General features: G+C 52.5%; 16 protein-coding genes. 12 read left to right on the top strand and 4 right to left on the bottom strand.

Going from position 1 to position 16,505, the window contains the following annotated elements:
* Positions 1-3: 3 nt before the first annotated feature.
* From mreD to csrD, 4 genes are all read right to left on the bottom strand, one after another.
* The gene (gene mreD / locus O9K67_RS02660) at positions 4-492 is read right to left on the bottom strand and encodes a rod shape-determining protein MreD (protein ID WP_061492963.1); all 489 of its coding nucleotides are present in this window, start codon (positions 490-492) and stop codon (positions 4-6) included.
* Positions 492-1,490 (bottom strand): rod shape-determining protein MreC, encoded by a 999-nt coding sequence (gene mreC / locus O9K67_RS02655; protein ID WP_061492962.1) that lies wholly within the window; start codon positions 1,488-1,490, stop codon positions 492-494. Before mreC ends, mreD begins: the two co-directional genes overlap by 1 nt.
* A gap of 64 nt (positions 1,491-1,554) precedes the next feature.
* Positions 1,555-2,598: a rod shape-determining protein MreB gene (gene mreB / locus O9K67_RS02650; RefSeq protein WP_006818047.1), complete on the bottom strand. Its 1,044-nt coding sequence runs from the start codon at positions 2,596-2,598 to the stop codon at positions 1,555-1,557.
* A 307-nt stretch (positions 2,599-2,905) separates the two neighbouring features.
* Complete coding sequence (gene csrD, locus O9K67_RS02645) at positions 2,906-4,846, bottom strand: RNase E specificity factor CsrD (RefSeq protein ID WP_061492961.1); 1,941 nt, start codon at positions 4,844-4,846, stop codon at positions 2,906-2,908.
* A 292-nt stretch (positions 4,847-5,138) separates the two neighbouring features.
* Between csrD and msrP the strand changes: the two genes are divergently transcribed.
* The 12 genes from msrP (at position 5,139) to O9K67_RS02585 (ending at position 16,223) form a co-directional block, all read left to right on the top strand.
* On the top strand, positions 5,139-6,137 hold the full coding sequence (gene msrP, locus O9K67_RS02640) for a protein-methionine-sulfoxide reductase catalytic subunit MsrP (RefSeq protein ID WP_061492960.1): 999 nt from the start codon (positions 5,139-5,141) through the stop codon (positions 6,135-6,137).
* Positions 6,138-6,737 (top strand): protein-methionine-sulfoxide reductase heme-binding subunit MsrQ, encoded by a 600-nt coding sequence (gene msrQ, locus O9K67_RS02635; protein ID WP_061492959.1) that lies wholly within the window; start codon positions 6,138-6,140, stop codon positions 6,735-6,737.
* Between the two features lie 234 nt (positions 6,738-6,971).
* Entirely contained in the window at positions 6,972-7,424 is a 453-nt protein-coding gene (gene aroQ, locus O9K67_RS02630) for a type II 3-dehydroquinate dehydratase (protein ID WP_061492958.1), read from the top strand.
* A gap of 21 nt (positions 7,425-7,445) precedes the next feature.
* Positions 7,446-7,916 carry an acetyl-CoA carboxylase biotin carboxyl carrier protein gene (accB, locus tag O9K67_RS02625; RefSeq protein WP_061492957.1) on the top strand — a complete coding sequence of 157 codons (471 nt, stop codon included), beginning with the start codon at positions 7,446-7,448 and terminating at the stop codon, positions 7,914-7,916.
* A gap of 10 nt (positions 7,917-7,926) precedes the next feature.
* Positions 7,927-9,276, top strand: coding sequence for an acetyl-CoA carboxylase biotin carboxylase subunit (gene accC, locus O9K67_RS02620; protein ID WP_061492956.1), 1,350 nt, complete (start codon positions 7,927-7,929; stop codon positions 9,274-9,276).
* 108 nt (positions 9,277-9,384) lie between these two features.
* On the top strand, positions 9,385-9,627 hold the full coding sequence (locus O9K67_RS02615) for a YhdT family protein (protein WP_061492955.1): 243 nt from the start codon (positions 9,385-9,387) through the stop codon (positions 9,625-9,627).
* On the top strand, positions 9,617-11,068 hold the full coding sequence (gene panF, locus O9K67_RS02610) for a sodium/pantothenate symporter (protein WP_061492954.1): 1,452 nt from the start codon (positions 9,617-9,619) through the stop codon (positions 11,066-11,068). Before O9K67_RS02615 ends, panF begins: the two co-directional genes overlap by 11 nt.
* A gap of 11 nt (positions 11,069-11,079) precedes the next feature.
* On the top strand, positions 11,080-11,961 hold the full coding sequence (gene prmA, locus O9K67_RS02605; RefSeq protein WP_061492953.1) for a 50S ribosomal protein L11 methyltransferase: 882 nt from the start codon (positions 11,080-11,082) through the stop codon (positions 11,959-11,961).
* Between the two features lie 411 nt (positions 11,962-12,372).
* On the top strand, positions 12,373-13,338 hold the full coding sequence (gene dusB / locus O9K67_RS02600) for a tRNA dihydrouridine synthase DusB (RefSeq protein WP_061492952.1): 966 nt from the start codon (positions 12,373-12,375) through the stop codon (positions 13,336-13,338).
* A gap of 25 nt (positions 13,339-13,363) precedes the next feature.
* Entirely contained in the window at positions 13,364-13,660 is a 297-nt protein-coding gene (gene fis, locus O9K67_RS02595; protein ID WP_000462905.1) for a DNA-binding transcriptional regulator Fis, read from the top strand.
* A 163-nt stretch (positions 13,661-13,823) separates the two neighbouring features.
* Positions 13,824-13,985, top strand: coding sequence for a DUF2556 family protein (locus O9K67_RS02590; RefSeq protein WP_071889848.1), 162 nt, complete (start codon positions 13,824-13,826; stop codon positions 13,983-13,985).
* A 153-nt stretch (positions 13,986-14,138) separates the two neighbouring features.
* Positions 14,139-16,223, top strand: coding sequence for a putative bifunctional diguanylate cyclase/phosphodiesterase (locus O9K67_RS02585; RefSeq protein ID WP_061492951.1), 2,085 nt, complete (start codon positions 14,139-14,141; stop codon positions 16,221-16,223).
* Positions 16,224-16,505 lie beyond the last annotated feature (282 nt).

The following is a 16,505-nucleotide window of genomic DNA, read 5'->3' as shown; positions in this document are numbered from 1 at the left end:
CCTTTATTGCACCGCGAACTGCTGGCGAATTTTACGCATTAACAGGAACAGCCATGGCCAGAGCACGCCATTGACAAGACTGCTCCAGAAAATATCAGGCTTGAACGAAACGTTAATCACCAAAAATTCCGCCCAGAAGACAATCACTTCGGTAGCCAACGACAACAACATCACCACCAGCGCCTGTTGCCAGAGCGCCAGATTACGGAATAACTGAAATTTCAGTGCGACCAGATAGGCGACAATGCTTAATGACAACGCACGTACGCCAAGTGTGGATCCGCTAATCAGATCCAGTATGGCACCCATGGCGAAACCCGTACCGACATTTACGCGGTGCGGCAACGCCAGGATCCAGTAAAGCAGAATAAGCAGCACCCAGTTTGGCCGGTAGACAATGATGTCATCCGGCCAGGGCATAATTTGAAGCAACAGAGCAATGAAAAACGAGAGCCAGATAACCCAGCGCCCCTGGCTACGGTAACTTGCCACTATTGCCCTCCCGTCGAGGCTGAGGGAGGTGGTTGCGTCATGCCGGTCGCAGGAGCTGGCATGGGTGCTGGCGGCCCCATCACATCCGGAGAAGGCAGCACCTGCGGCATCATTTGCAGCAGACGTTCATTCGCGACGCGATGGACATCTTCCGGCGTTCTTGGGTTAGAACCATTACGATCCGCGCCCCATAACAGCAGCAGATAACGCAGACGTTGCAGACCTGCGGTTGGACGCGCCTGAATCACCGTGTAAGCACGCTGTGTATCCAGTTTGACCGAGGAAACGACCGCCACCGGATAACCTTCCGGGAAACGCCCCCCAAGGCCAGAGGTCACCAGCACGTCGCCGACACGGATATCGGTGTTCGCGGGCAGATGTTCCAGTTGGAGATCATCGGTGCAACCGTTACCAGCGGCAATCACGCGGATATCATTACGCAGTACCTGGATGGGCAATGCGTGGGTCGCATCGCAAATCAGCAGCACCCGACTGGTGAGTTTCGCTACCGCGACAACCTGCCCCACCACGCCTTTATCGCTGATCACCGGCTGACCTTCATATACGCCGTTGACGCTGCCTTTATCGATAACCACTTGATCGCTATAAGGGTCATTCACCGTTGAAATAACCTGGGTCACCATTTTTTGCTCATCCTGACGCAGCGGTGAACCCAGCAGTTCACGCAGGCGCGCGTTCTCCTGCTTATACTGCCCTAACATTAGCAGCTCGCTGTTTTTCAGCAGCAATTCCTGACGCAATGCCCGATTTTCAAGCTCAAGCTGATCGCGCGAGGCCAGCGTTTGCGAAACGCTGTCTAATAATTCGCGAGGACCGTTAGAAATAAAATAGAAAGGACTGACGGCAGTATCCATGTACGTTCTGATTTGACTGAACGTACCGAGGCGGCTGTCGGCAATAATGACTCCGAGCGCCACCAGGACCGCCAGGAAAAGACGAATCTGCAGTGACGGGCCACGGCTAAAAATTGGCTTCATAGGCTTTGCGTATTCTCAGGCCAGCCAGATTCGGAGCGACATAGCGCTCCGAATCTGACACGGACTATTCTTCGCTGAACAGGTCGCCGCCGTGCATGTCGATCATTTCCAGCGCCTTGCCGCCGCCACGCGCTACGCAAGTCAGTGGATCTTCTGCAACTACAACTGGAATACCTGTCTCTTCCATCAACAGGCGATCGAGGTTACGCAGCAGCGCGCCGCCGCCGGTCAATACCATACCGCGTTCGGAGATATCGGACGCCAGTTCCGGTGGGCACTGTTCCAGTGCGACCATCACAGCGCTTACGATGCCCGTCAACGGTTCCTGCAACGCTTCCAGAATTTCGTTGGAGTTCAGCGTGAAGCCACGCGGTACGCCTTCAGCCAGGTTACGGCCACGGACTTCAATTTCGCGCACTTCATCACCCGGGTACGCAGAACCGATTTCATGCTTGATGCGCTCTGCCGTTGCTTCACCAATCAGAGAACCGTAGTTACGGCGCACATAATTAATAATCGCTTCATCAAAACGGTCACCACCGATACGCACGGAAGAGGAGTACACCACACCGTTCAGGGAGATAACCGCCACTTCGGTGGTACCACCACCGATATCCACAACCATTGAACCGGTCGCTTCAGAAACCGGTAAGCCTGCGCCAATCGCGGCGGCCATCGGTTCTTCAATCAGAAACACTTCACGGGCGCCAGCACCCTGAGCAGATTCACGAATTGCACGGCGTTCAACCTGGGTCGCGCCAACCGGAACACAAACCAGTACACGCGGGCTCGGACGCATAAAGCTGTTGCTGTGCACTTGTTTAATAAAGTGCTGCAGCATTTTTTCGGTCACGAAGAAGTCAGCAATAACGCCGTCTTTCATCGGGCGGATAGCGGCGATATTGCCTGGCGTACGACCAAGCATCTGTTTCGCTTCATGACCTACAGCGGCTACACTTTTCGGTGAACCGGCACGATCCTGGCGAATGGCCACCACGGAAGGCTCATTCAATACGATGCCTTGTCCTTTTACATAAATCAGGGTATTCGCGGTACCCAGGTCAATGGACAGGTCATTGGAAAACATGCCACGAAATTTTTTCAACATACTGAGGGATAATCCTGAAAGCTGGGGCGGAAACAAAATCCGCTTACTTTACCAACCACACGCAGCAGCGACAAGGCGCAAAAACTGTCTGCTACGGTGAAAATTAGTGCAGTTTGTTTCCTTTGTTGCAAAACGACATGACTTCGTCCGGAAGCGATAAAATCCAACTGTTCCAGTACCCTGCGTTTACAACCTGTCAAAGGTCAAACCGGCTTTTTAAACGCCGCAACGATCCGGCGGGCAGGCAAGCACACCCCCATACAAAGCAGCGCGCATTATTCTACGTGAAAACGGCTCAAACAGCAGTTCAAACCGAATATCTTTGCGAATATTTTTTCACATTGGTATCGAGCGCTTGAGAAGCGGCGAAGAAATCCCCCTGCGCACCCGCAACGCCACATTCCACCAGCGTCTGCCATTCCACCCTGGAGCGGACGCCCGTGGCGAAAACCCGCGTACGCGTGCCTTTGCACACCTCCACAAGGCTTTGAACCAGCAACTGGTTTTCCGTGCGTTTTTCAATGTTCCTGACCAACCCCGGATGCAGCTTTAATAACTCAACATCCAACGCTTTAATCCAACTGGTGCTAACCAACGTCAGCCCCGCCTGATTAACCACCACGCGAGCGCCTAATGCATTGATCAAACGCACAACTGACTGTAATCGGCTGATGTGTTGACAAACATCCGCCTCGGCAAGTTCAAAAATAATCCGTTTACGTTGCGATTTTTCGCACTGCATTAGCGTATCACGCACCCAGCGCTGAAAACGCGGGCGGATCAGCGACTCAACCGTCACTTGCATAGCAAGGTTTTCTTCCGGCCAGAAACGGATAAACGGAATCAGTCGTGTCACCTGCTGACGGTCATACTCTTCGGATAAACCAAATTGCAGCACCATCGGCATATACTCTTCGGCAATCACTTCCTGCTCGCCGTCGTAAATACGGCACATTAATTCCCGATGATGCACCTGTCCGTCACGATTCACCGCCGGTTTCTGGTAAACACGCGGCCCACCCCGGCTTAACATTTGCTCAATCAGCGTGCGCCAGCGAACATTGCCACGCCCCTGTTCTGGTAACGAGTCATCATACACTGACCAGCTATTACCACCTTGCAGCACCGCATTGCGCGCGGCGGCTTCACTGTGCTCCATAACCTGCTCGGTGGACTGCCCGCTGCGCCAGGCGCAAATCCCGATATGCATCATATCTTCACGGGTCAACATTTTGCTCGGCGGCAAGCCATCCACCGCGTTGAGGATCTGCCCGGCGATACTTTCCGCTTCTTTTAACGTGCGGTGTGGGAGCAGAACCGCAAAATCACTACGATGATAACGGGCCAGCAGCGCGCCAGGATAACGCATAATAAAGGTGGAGAGTAAATTGATCAGCGCAAAGAGATGCTCCTGGACTGCCGACAATCCCCAGCTATCGCGTAGCAGGTCAAAATCCGGCAGGCGGATCATCATCACCACACCATGCGCTCCGACTTTTTCCTGGTCCTCCAGTAAGGTCGCTAACTGATTATCAAAAAACAGACGGTTATTGAGGCCAGTGCGGGTATCTTGCGCGGCATAAGAGCGGATTAACGTATCCATACGACTACGCTGATCGCTGGCGAACTGGATATCCGTCAGCAGCACATCCAGCGCGCTGCTGGTGCGCGACGGCCATTCATAAATGCTGCCGCGGACTTGCGGGCCTCGCTCGCCATTGAGGATCCGCGTGGCGCGTGTTTCCAGCAACTCCTGCCCGGAAAGTTGTCGGCGCAACCAGCGCACCGACAAAAAGATAATGACAATCATAAAGCCGATCGCCAGCGTTAGCGGCGCGGTCGTCAGCAGCGAACGAAAATAGTTCGCCATTGGATCCTGATAGACCAGTGTTATCACAAATCCTGGGTTTTTCACCGAAGGAATCTGCAACTCCCGGTATTGATAATTGCTGCCTGCCGGGCGGTAAGTGCTTTTACGAGTGTAACTGAGGATAACGTGCTCGCCCTGTTTGACATCAATACCGATGATGTCTACCGGCACCATTAATTCATCAAGCTGATGCAAGAGAGCAGAGGGTGAGGAGGAGATCAAACGCGCATCAACAACGGCCGCTACCGCTTGTACGCGGTTAGCAACCTTATTCTGGATAGCAGTATAAAAACTGAGTGAACAGCCAATCAGGGTAACGAAGATCGCCAATCCCGTCAGTAGTGTTACAAATGCGGAGAATTTCGTCGTTAATCGCATCCCTGTGTTAACTCCGTTTATATAAAGAACAAGACGGTTCCAGCCGGGATAACGTTACCCTGGTAAGTACTAACTTCGGCGTAGTGACGCCCCCGAGATAGCCTGCTGAGACTGGCAATAAAATGGCACCGTATTTCATTATTGCGAGTATAGACCTCAGAAATTATTTGCCAATCATCAATAGGCCAAAGAGATAGTTAAGACGCTAAATTTACAATGTTTGGTAACACACTCCTACTCGCACTAACGCATTGTTTCCACCATGCTTAAGAGGAAAGTAGCGGAGGATGCCATGAAGAAAAAATTGACCGAAGCCGACGTAACTGCCGAATCCGTTTTTATGTTACAACGCCGACAGGTACTGAAGATGTTGGGCATTGGCGCAACAGCGCTAACCCTTCCTGCCAGCGGCCATGCTGATTTACTGGACTGGTTTAAAGGCCATGACCGCCCGAAAGCCCCATCCGGTAAAGCCCTTGATTTCAGTAAACCGGACGCCTGGCAATCCACGTTGGCGCTGACGCCGGAAGATAAGGTCACCGGTTATAACAACTTCTACGAATTTGGTCTGGACAAAGCCGACCCTGCTGCCAATGCTGGCGGGATGAAAACCGACCCCTGGACATTAACCATTGATGGCGAAGCCGCGAAACCATTAACCCTTGACCATGATGCGCTGACGTCGCGCTTCCCGCTGGAAGAGCGCATTTACAGGATGCGTTGCGTGGAAGCCTGGTCAATGGTGGTGCCGTGGATTGGCTTCCCGCTCCATAAACTGCTGGCGCAGGTTGAACCCACCAGCAAGGCAAAATACGTTGCCTTCCAGACGCGCTACGCGCCAGAAGAGATGCCAGGGCAGAAGGATCGCTTTATTGGCGGCGGCCTGGCGTATCCTTACGTCGAAGGATTACGTATAGATGAAGCCATGCATCCGCTAACACTCCTCACCGTTGGCGTTTACGGTAAAGCGCTGCCGCCACAAAATGGTGCACCTATTCGCCTGACGGTGCCGTGGAAATACGGTTTTAAAGGCATCAAGTCGATTGTCAGTATTAAACTGACCAGCCAGCGCCCGCCCACGACATGGAACCTGTCGGCACCCGATGAGTATGGTTTTTTCGCCAACGTGAATCCGCATGTTGACCACCCTCGCTGGTCGCAAGCCACCGAACGCTTTATTGGTTCAGGTGGTGCGCTGGATGTAAAACGCCAGCCAACGTTACTCTTTAACGGCTACGCTGAAGAGGTAGCTTCGCTGTATCGTGGGTTAGATTTACGGGAGAATTTCTGAGTGCGTTTAACGGCAAAACAGGTGACCTGGCTTAAAGTCCTCCTCCATCTGGCGGGGTTATTGCCTTTTATCTGGCTGTTTTGGGCTGCCAGCCAGGGCTATTTCAGCGCCGATCCGGCAAAAGATATTCAGCATTTTACTGGTCGAATGGCGCTAAAATTCCTGTTAGCCACGCTGCTGGTCACTCCCTTGGCGCGTTATGCAAAACAACCTTTATTAATTCGCACCCGCAGGCTGCTGGGATTATGGTGCTTTGCCTGGGCGACGCTGCACCTGACCAGTTATACCTTGTTGGAACTGGGTATCAACAATCTGACGTTACTGGGTCAGGAGCTGACCACGCGGCCCTATTTAATGCTCGGCGCGATAAGCTGGCTCATTTTACTGGCGCTGGCAGTCACCTCAACGCAGTGGGCGCAACGTAAATTGGGCAAACGCTGGCAGCAATTGCATAACTTCGTCTATCTGGTGGCGATCCTCGCCCCCATTCACTATCTCTGGTCAGTGAAGATTCTCTCACCACAGCCCGTGATCTATGCCATCATCGCCGTGGCGCTATTAGCATGGCGTTATAAGAAGTTCCGCCAATGGTGGCATTAACGTCTCATTCTGTGCACTTTCCCGCAGATCTTCTATCATTCACAGCCATGTTGCTGGCGGTGATGGATAATCTTCCCTGATAAGACCAGTATTTAGCTGCCAAATGCTACGAAATCGTTATAATGTGCGACTTTGGTTTTCCTGACAGGGGTTTTTAGCCTCTGAAAAGGTGACAATCGCGCATCGAAGGTATATTTTGTTTTTTACCGGCGAATCGCAGGAGATAGCAGCATAATGGCTGACAAGTTCCACATTTTGCTTTTGAACGGACCGAACCTTAACATGCTCGGTGCCCGTGAGCCGGAGACGTATGGCTCGCTAACGCTGAACGATATTGTTAAGCAGTTGAGTACAGAAGCAGCAGCACTTGATGTGGAACTGACGCATTTTCAGTCTAACGCGGAGTACGCAATTATCGACCGTATTCATCAGGCTAAAGATACCGTGGACTCTATCCTGATCAATCCGGCCGCATTTACGCACACCAGCGTCGCTATCCGCGATGCATTGCTGGCGGTGGGCATCCCGTTTATCGAGATCCACCTCAGCAATGTGTATGCGCGGGAGCCATTCCGCCACCACTCTTATCTGTCTGATATCGCCGCTGGCGTTATCTGCGGATTGGGTGCGGATGGTTATTCATACGCTTTACAGACAGCGGTAAAACGCTTGTCACAATCACACTAAACAAGAGTACGGAACCCACTCATGGATATTCGTAAGATTAAAAAACTGATCGAGCTGGTTGAAGAATCAGGCATCTCTGAACTGGAAATTTCTGAAGGCGAAGAGTCAGTACGCATCAGCCGTAGCGCGCCGAATGCAGGTTTCCCGGTGATGCAGCAGGCTTATGCCGCACCGATGATGCAACAACCTGCACTGTCTAACGCTGTAGCACCGACAGCTGCTCCAGCAATGGAAGCACCGGCAGCGACAGAAATCAGTGGTCACATCGTACGTTCCCCGATGGTCGGGACTTTCTATCGTACCCCGAGCCCGGACGCGAAAGCGTTCTGTGAAGTTGGCCAGAAAGTCAACGTGGGCGACACCCTGTGCATCGTTGAAGCGATGAAAATGATGAACCAGATTGAAGCCGATAAAGCAGGCGTGGTGAAAGCCATTCTGGTTGAAAGTGGCCAACCGGTTGAATTTGACGAGCCGCTGGTCGTCATCGAGTAACGAGGCGCACATGCTGGATAAAATTGTTATCGCCAACCGCGGCGAGATTGCACTGCGTATTCTTCGTGCCTGTAAAGAACTGGGCATCAAGACTGTCGCTGTGCATTCCACTGCGGATCGCGATTTAAAACACGTACTGCTGGCGGACGAAACAGTCTGTATCGGTCCGGCGCCGTCCGTAAAAAGTTATCTGAATATCCCGGCAATCATTTCCGCTGCCGAAATCACCGGCGCGGCTGCGATTCACCCGGGGTATGGCTTCCTTTCCGAAAACGCTAACTTTGCTGAGCAGGTTGAGCGTTCCGGCTTTATCTTCATCGGTCCGAAAGCAGAAACCATCCGCCTGATGGGCGACAAAGTGTCGGCAATTAACGCGATGAAACAAGCTGGCGTACCATGTGTACCGGGCTCTGATGGCCCGCTGGGCGATGACACCGAGGTGAACCGCGCCCATGCGAAACGCATTGGTTACCCGGTAATCATCAAGGCCTCCGGCGGCGGTGGCGGTCGCGGTATGCGCGTTGTGCGTAAAGATGCCGATCTGGCGCAGTCTATCGCCATGACCCGTGCGGAAGCGAAAGCCGCTTTCAACAACGACATGGTGTACATGGAGAAATACCTGGAAAATCCTCGCCACGTCGAGATCCAGGTACTGGCTGACGGCCAGGGCAACGCTATCTATCTGGCTGAGCGCGACTGCTCTATGCAGCGTCGTCACCAGAAAGTGGTTGAAGAAGCACCTGCACCGGGCATTACACCGGAACTGCGTCGCTTTATCGGTGAACGCTGTGCGAAAGCCTGTGTTGAAATCGGTTATCGCGGAGCGGGTACGTTCGAGTTCCTGTTCGAAAACGGTGAGTTCTACTTCATTGAGATGAACACCCGTATTCAGGTTGAACACCCGGTAACGGAAATGATCACCGGTGTTGACCTGATCAAAGAGCAGTTGCGTATTGCCGCCGGTCAGCCGCTGTCCATCAAACAGGAAGACGTGATGGTTAAAGGCCATGCGGTAGAGTGCCGTATCAACGCCGAAGATCCGAACACCTTCCTGCCAAGTCCGGGTAAAATCACGCGTTTCCACGCGCCGGGCGGTTTTGGTGTACGCTGGGAATCGCACATTTACGCCGGGTACACTGTCCCGCCGTATTACGATTCAATGATCGGCAAACTGATTTGCTTTGGTGAAACCCGCGAAGTGGCAATTGCACGTATGAAGAATGCGTTGCAGGAGCTGATTATCGACGGCATTAAAACCAACGTTGATCTGCAGATGCGTATTATGAGCGACGAGAATTTCCAGCGCGGTGGAACCAATATCCACTACCTGGAGAAAAAACTCGGTTTGCAGGAAAAATAATCTGTAAACAGCGCAACAGGCCGGATTTTCCGGCCTTTTTTCTTTTTCTCTCCCCTCATCTTTTCCATAGGGTACAATCCCCGCTTTCTTCATCCACAAGGGAATACAATGGACAAGCGTTTTGTTCAGGCCCACAAAGAAGCCCGTTGGGCGCTGTGGCTGACCCTTCTTTATCTGGCTGCCTGGTTAGTATGTGCTTACATACCCGATTCCGTACAGGGATTCACCGGGCTGCCGCGCTGGTTTGAGCTGGCCTGCCTGCTCACGCCATTGGTGTTTATTTTGCTGTGCTGGGGAATGGTGCGTTTTATCTTCCGCGATATCGCCCTGGAGGATAACGATGCAGAATGAAATCATTGCCGTACTGGTCATCTATTTAATTGTGGTTTTTGGCCTCTCTTTTTACGCCATGCGTCAGCGCAGCAGTGGAACCTTCCTGAGCGAGTATTTCCTCGGTAGCCGTTCAATGGGTGGCTTTGTGCTGGCGATGACGTTGACCGCCACCTATGTCAGTGCCAGCTCTTTTATTGGCGGGCCAGGCGCTGCCTATAAATTCGGGCTGGGGTGGGTACTGCTGGCGATGATCCAGGTGCCGACAATCTGGTTGTCGCTGGGTATTCTTGGCAAGAAGTTCGCCATACTGGCGCGCCGTTATAACGCCATCACCCTGAATGATATGTTGATGGCGCGCTACCAAAACCGCGCGGTGGTCTGGATTGCCAGCGTCAGTCTGTTGGTGGCGTTTGTTGGCGCCATTGCGGTGCAGTTTATTGGCGGCGCGCGTTTACTGGAAACCGCTGCCGGCATTAAATATGAAACCGGGCTGCTGATCTTCGGCATTACGATTGCGCTGTACACCGCGTTTGGCGGCTTCCGCGCCAGCGTTTTGAACGACACAATGCAAGGGATGGTGATGCTGATCGGCACTCTGGTGCTGCTGGTCGGTGTGATCCATGCCGCAGGAGGCCTGCATAATGCAGTCGACACCCTGCAACATATCGATCCCAAACTGGTCAGCCCGCATGGCGCATCGGATATTCTCACGCCGGCATTTATGACCTCATTCTGGGTGCTGGTCTGTTTCGGTGTGATTGGCCTGCCACATACCGCTGTACGCTGCATCTCGTATAAAGACAGTAAATCCGTGCATCGCGGCATTGTCATTGGCACTGTTGTCATTGCACTGTTAATGCTCGGTATGCATCTGGCGGGCGCACTGGGCCGTGCCGTGCTGCCACATCTGTCGGTACCGGATCTCGTGATCCCGACGTTGATGGTTGAAGTGCTGCCGCCATGGGCGGCGGGTCTGTTCCTCGCAGCACCGATGGCGGCGATCATGTCGAACGTGAATGCGCATCTGTTACAGGCTTCTGCAACGATCGTGAAAGATCTCTGGCTCAACGCGCAGCCGACTAAAATACATCATGAGCAGCGTCTGAAACGCATCTCCACGATCACCACCCTGGTGCTTGGGATCCTGATGATGCTGGCGGCATGGCGGCCGCCGGAAATGATCATTTGGCTAAACCTGCTGGCATTTGGCGGGCTGGAAGCCGTGTTCTTGTGGCCGCTGGTGCTGGGGCTTTACTGGGAACGCGCGAACGCGGTGGGCGCGCTCAGCGCGATGATTGTCGGCGGTGTGCTGTATGCCGTGCTCGCCACCTTTAATATTCAATACCTGGGCTTCCACCCGATTGTGCCCTCGTTACTGTTAAGTTTGCTGGCTTTCGTTGTCGGGAACCGTTTTGGTCAACCGGCGTCGCAGGCTCCGACTATCTCTGTTAATCAATAAAGAGTTAAGACATGCCCTGGATCCAACTGAAACTGAACACCACCGGCGCTAACGCCGAAGAGCTGAGCGATGCCCTGATGGAAGCGGGTGCCGTTTCCATTACTTTCCAGGACACGCATGATACGCCGGTGTTCGAGCCATTGCCGGGCGAAACGCGCCTGTGGGGCGATACCGATGTTATCGGCCTGTTCGATGCCGAAACCGAGATGAATGACGTTATCGCCCAACTCGCTTGCCACCCACTACTGGGTGAAGGTTTCGTCCACAAGATTGAGCAACTGGAAGATAAAGACTGGGAGCGCGAATGGATGGATAACTTCCACCCGATGCGTTTTGGCGAGCGTTTGTGGATCTGCCCAAGCTGGCGCGATGTCCCGGACCCTAATGCGGTTAATGTGATGCTCGATCCGGGCCTGGCCTTTGGCACGGGCACCCACCCAACAACGTCACTCTGTCTGCAATGGCTCGATAGCCTGGATCTGGCAGGCAAGACAGTGATCGACTTTGGTTGTGGCTCAGGGATCCTCGCGATCGCCGCCCTCAAGCTTGGCGCAGCAAAAGCGATCGGTATTGATATCGATCCGCAGGCCATCCAGGCAAGCCGCGATAATGCAGAGCGTAATGGGGTATCAGAACGTCTGGAACTCTATCTGCCACACGATCAGCCAGAAGCGATGCAGGCCGACGTCGTGGTCGCCAATATCTTGGCAGGCCCGTTGCGTGAACTGGCACCGTTAATCAGCGTGCTGCCCGTTGAGGGCGGTTTACTGGGCCTTTCTGGTATCCTTGCCAGCCAGGCAGATAGTGTCTGTGAAGCCTATGCCGACATCTTCACCCTCGATCCGGTGGTGGAGAAAGAGGAGTGGTGCCGCATCACCGGTCAGAAAAAATAATCTTCTCAGCGTGGCCTGCGGGCCACGTTTTCATGTCGCTTCGTCTTTTTCGCCTTTCCCCAACCGCAAGTCATCCTCAAACGCCACAGGGTTGTCGAATAATCCCAAAAAATGTCAGGTCAAAAATTGCGAGCAGGTTCGCAAAACCCGCCTTTTTTGCGCGAAATAAAAGCAATCCCCCTGCTTATTCCCCGGTAAAAAACGATTACTTGTGTGAATTTATCTCCTTAACAAAATTTTTCTCTTTCCAGTAACCTAATGAAAAATATGGTTTAATATTTTGAACCCCTGCCATTGCTGGCGATTCCTTGATCTACAACAGAGGATTGCTCAAAGTTTGGCCTTTCATCTCGTGCGAAAAATGCGTAATATACGCCGCCTTGCAGTCACAGTATGGTCATTTCTTAACTCATGCGCATCGGACACCACCAGCTCAGAAATCGCCTGATCGCAGCGCCGATGGCTGGCATTACTGACAGGCCATTCCGGACGTTGTGCTACGAGATGGGAGCCGGTCTGACCGTATCCGAGATGATGTCGTCTAACCCGCAGGTTTGGGAAAGCGACAAGTCCCGATTGCGGATGGTGCACATTGATGAACCCGGTATTCGCACCGTGCAAATTGCAGGTAGCGACCCGGATGAAATGGCGGAAGCCGCACGTATTAACGTGGAAAGCGGCGCCCAGATTATTGATATCAATATGGGCTGCCCGGCCAAAAAGGTGAATCGTAAGCTGGCAGGTTCAGCCCTGCTGCAATACCCGGATCTGGTGAAGTCGATCCTGTCCGCGGTGGTGAATGCAGTGGATGTTCCCGTTACGCTGAAGATTCGCACGGGTTGGGCTCCGGAACACCGTAACTGCGTAGAAATTGCCCAACTGGCTGAAGATTGTGGTATCCAGGCTCTGACCATTCATGGACGCACCCGCGCCTGTTTGTTCAATGGAGAAGCTGAATACGACAGTATTCGGGCAGTTAAGCAGAAAGTTTCCATTCCGATTATCGCGAATGGCGACATTACTGACCCGCTTAAAGCCAGAGCTGTGCTCGACTATACGGGGGCGGATGCCCTGATGATAGGCCGTGCAGCTCAGGGAAGACCCTGGATCTTTCGGGAAATCCAGCATTATCTGGACACTGGGGAGCTGCTGGCCCCGCTGCCTTTGGCAGAGGTTAAGCGCTTGCTTTGCGCGCACGTTCGGGAACTGCATGACTTTTATGGTCAGGCAAAAGGTTACCGAATCGCGCGTAAACACGTCTCCTGGTATCTCCAGGAGCACGCTCCGAATGACCAGTTTCGGCGCACATTCAACGCCATTGAGGATGCCAGCGAACAGCTGGAGGCGTTGGAGGCATACTTCGAAAATTTTGCGTAAACAGAAATAAAGAGCTGACAGAACTATGTTCGAACAACGCGTAAATTCTGACGTACTGACCGTTTCTACCGTTAACTCTCAGGATCAGGTAACCCAAAAACCGCTCCGTGATTCGGTAAAACAGGCACTGAAGAACTATTTTGCTCAACTGAATGGTCAGGATGTTAATGACCTGTATGAGCTGGTACTGGCTGAAGTAGAACAGCCACTGTTGGACATGGTGATGCAATACACCCGTGGTAATCAGACCCGCGCGGCGCTGATGATGGGCATCAACCGCGGCACGCTGCGTAAAAAACTGAAAAAATACGGCATGAACTGATTTTCAATCAGTGAGTTGTATTGATAAAAAGGCGCTAACCGGCATGGGGAAGCGCCTTTTTTATTGCCTGAAATACCCCACAAAACCCCGCTTTCCTCGTCTTTTCACCGTCGTGGTTTCATGTATATTTTCAGCAAATGGTTGCAAGATAGGGAAACACGGGATGATTCGCAAATATTGGTGGCTGGTAGCTTTCGCTCTGTCGATCCTGATTCTGGATGTCGTAATCATGCAATGGATTGAGTATCTGACGACCGAAATGGATAAGTGCCGCAATATGAACTCCGTGAACCCACTCAAACTGGTGAACTGCGAAAGCTTGTAAGTGGCGGAAACTCGCGACAATACCGCTTTCGCCCCGGCTAACGCTGGGGTTTAAATCGCTTTGAGCCATCCCTTACGATGACAATGTCTCAGCCCTTTTCGCCCGACGACGGCAGTAATGCGTAACGCCCTTAGTGAATGAGTTGATGACATCATGCTGGTTAGCCAATACGACTATATCCTGGTTGTTGTTTCTTTTATCGTCGCCATCCTGGCCTCTTATACTGCATTGAACATGGCCGGTCGCGTCTCCACCAGTACGGGTGCGTCAGCCTGGATCTGGTTAACAGGCGGCGGTATCGCAATGGGGATCGGCATCTGGGCGATGCATTTTATCGGTATGCTGGCCATGGATATATCAATGAGTATGCGCTACGAACCGCTGCTTACCGTTATATCCATGTTCATTGCCATTGGCTCCTCACTGTTCGCGCTTTGGCTGGTTAGCGCGCCACGACTCAATCTACAGCGCCTGATCCCCGGTTCTATTGTGATGGGGCTTGGCATTGTCGCGATGCATTATACCGGGATGGCCGCCTTGCAGGTCTCACCGGCTATTGTCTGGAATATGAACTGGGTCGCCTTGTCGGTAGTGATTGCACTGGCGGCATCTTTTGCCGCGTTGTGGCTCACTTTCCGTTTACGCCATGAGGCCGCGCAAGTGGCATTAATGCGCTTTGGTGCCGCCATTCTGATGGGGATTGCGATTGCCGGAATGCATTACACCGGGATGACAGCTGCGCAATTTCCCCAGCAGCACATCATGGGGAATAGCGGTTTTAGCAATAACTGGCTGGCGATTCTGGTCAGTATGATGGCGTTCTCGGTGCTGGGCATTACGTTACTGGTGTCGATGTTCGATGCGCGTCTGCAGGCCCGCACGTCGTTGCTTGCGACGTCACTGGCTGCAGCTAATCGTGAACTGGCGCGCCTGGCCCTGCACGATACGCTTACCCGTTTACCTAACCGCGTATTACTGGAAGACCGCCTTGAGCAGGCCATTACGAAAGCCAACCGCGAAAGATCCTGTTTTGCCCTGATGTTTATGGATCTTGATGGTTTTAAAACCGTTAACGACGCCTGGGGCCATGATGTCGGCGATAAGCTTCTGATTGCAGTGACTGACCGCCTGACGCAACAGCTAAAAGGACAATATACGCTGGCGCGAATCGGCGGCGACGAATTCGTCTTACTGGTCGAAGTCAGTGCGCCTGATGAAGCGGCCACCCTTGCCAATTCCCTGGTGCATGTTATTGATAAACCGTTCAACATCGATCCCTATGATGTCATGGTCACGCTAAGCGTGGGCATCGCGCTGTATCCGCATGACGGTAAGAATGAGCGTGAGATGATGTTCAACGCCGATGCAGCGATGTACCACACTAAGCATATGGGGCGTAATGGCTATCATTTTTTCCAGCCGTCAATGAATGCGCTGGCACAAACGCAACTCCACTTGCTCAATGATTTATGGTCTGCGCTGGAACATCAGGAATTTCGTCTGGTGTATCAACCTAAATTCAACGCCCCTTCAGGCCCGGTGATTGGTTTTGAGGCGCTCCTGCGCTGGGATCATCCACAAAGGGGTCGCCTGACGCCGGATGTGTTTCTCCCTTTGGCCGAAAAAACCGGGCTCATTGTCCCCTTGGGCAACTGGGTGGTAGACGAAGCCTGCCGACAGCTTAGCGAATGGCGCAAGCAGGGCCGTCTGGTATGGTCAATTGCAGTGAATCTCTCAACGCTTCAGTTTGAGCAATCCGCACTGGTCGAGACCATTATTGCCACGCTCAAGAAGCATGATGTGCCAGCGGACAAGCTGATCCTTGAAGTGACGGAAACCACTGCGATGAACAACCCGGACGAGAGCGTGCGGGTGCTAACAAAACTGACTGAATTGGGTGTGAAGGCGTCTATTGATGATTTCGGTACTGGTTACTCCAGCCTGCTGTATCTGAAACGCCTGCCGGCCAGTGAGTTAAAAATCGATCGCGCATTTGTACGTGAACTCAGTCGTAAAGGCGATGACGCCACGATAGTCTCTGCCATCGTGGCGCTGGCAAAAACGCTGAATCTGAAAGTGGTCGCCGAAGGGGTGGAAACGGAAGAGCAGCGCGCGTTCCTCACCGAACTCGGCTGTAATACCCTGCAAGGTTATTTACTGGGGAAGCCTGTGAGCGCTGAATCCATTACCGCAGAAGCCTACATACATCCCGATGAAAATATTCACGAAGGAAAATGAACAGGTTAAATAAAAACGCCTGTGGCGTTGTTATTTAACCTGGGCGGATATTTTTTTATTATTCTCGCGGTAACAAGGGATTTATGTCTCACCAGACTGTCATTAATGCCACTAAAGGATATATCGTTTATTTACGATTCATCTTTTCTGCACGATTGTTCCTACTATCCGGTTTTACCTCCATGATGTTTACACTGCACATACTTTGAGATTATTACTACACAGCAAGCCACTATGCCAATGGTAAAATAATGGCATCGGTTCTGGACGGGTATCGCTATT

The sequence above is a fragment of the Kosakonia oryzendophytica genome (assembly GCF_027886705.1).
Classification (GTDB): domain Bacteria; phylum Pseudomonadota; class Gammaproteobacteria; order Enterobacterales; family Enterobacteriaceae; genus Kosakonia; species Kosakonia oryzendophytica.
The sequence above is the reverse complement of the archived record's forward strand: the minus strand, read 5'-3'. Positions and strand labels throughout refer to the sequence as shown.

What these genes read in the sequence shown, in the direction of transcription:
- O9K67_RS02590 (WP_071889848.1), top strand. Translation starts at nt 13,824, where the DNA reads ATGATTCGCAAATATTGGTGGCTGGTAGCTTTCGCTCTGTCGATCCTG.
- O9K67_RS02615 (WP_061492955.1), top strand. Translation starts at nt 9,385, where the DNA reads ATGGACAAGCGTTTTGTTCAGGCCCACAAAGAAGCCCGTTGGGCGCTG.
- dusB (WP_061492952.1), top strand. Translation starts at nt 12,373, where the DNA reads ATGCGCATCGGACACCACCAGCTCAGAAATCGCCTGATCGCAGCGCCG.
- csrD (WP_061492961.1), bottom strand. Translation starts at nt 4,846, where the DNA reads ATGCGATTAACGACGAAATTCTCCGCATTTGTAACACTACTGACGGGA.
- panF (WP_061492954.1), top strand. Translation starts at nt 9,617, where the DNA reads ATGCAGAATGAAATCATTGCCGTACTGGTCATCTATTTAATTGTGGTT.
- accB (WP_061492957.1), top strand. Translation starts at nt 7,446, where the DNA reads ATGGATATTCGTAAGATTAAAAAACTGATCGAGCTGGTTGAAGAATCA.
- fis (WP_000462905.1), top strand. Translation starts at nt 13,364, where the DNA reads ATGTTCGAACAACGCGTAAATTCTGACGTACTGACCGTTTCTACCGTT.
- msrP (WP_061492960.1), top strand. Translation starts at nt 5,139, where the DNA reads ATGAAGAAAAAATTGACCGAAGCCGACGTAACTGCCGAATCCGTTTTT.
- prmA (WP_061492953.1), top strand. Translation starts at nt 11,080, where the DNA reads ATGCCCTGGATCCAACTGAAACTGAACACCACCGGCGCTAACGCCGAA.
- O9K67_RS02585 (WP_061492951.1), top strand. Translation starts at nt 14,139, where the DNA reads ATGCTGGTTAGCCAATACGACTATATCCTGGTTGTTGTTTCTTTTATC.
- mreB (WP_006818047.1), bottom strand. Translation starts at nt 2,598, where the DNA reads ATGTTGAAAAAATTTCGTGGCATGTTTTCCAATGACCTGTCCATTGAC.
- accC (WP_061492956.1), top strand. Translation starts at nt 7,927, where the DNA reads ATGCTGGATAAAATTGTTATCGCCAACCGCGGCGAGATTGCACTGCGT.
- aroQ (WP_061492958.1), top strand. Translation starts at nt 6,972, where the DNA reads ATGGCTGACAAGTTCCACATTTTGCTTTTGAACGGACCGAACCTTAAC.
- mreC (WP_061492962.1), bottom strand. Translation starts at nt 1,490, where the DNA reads ATGAAGCCAATTTTTAGCCGTGGCCCGTCACTGCAGATTCGTCTTTTC.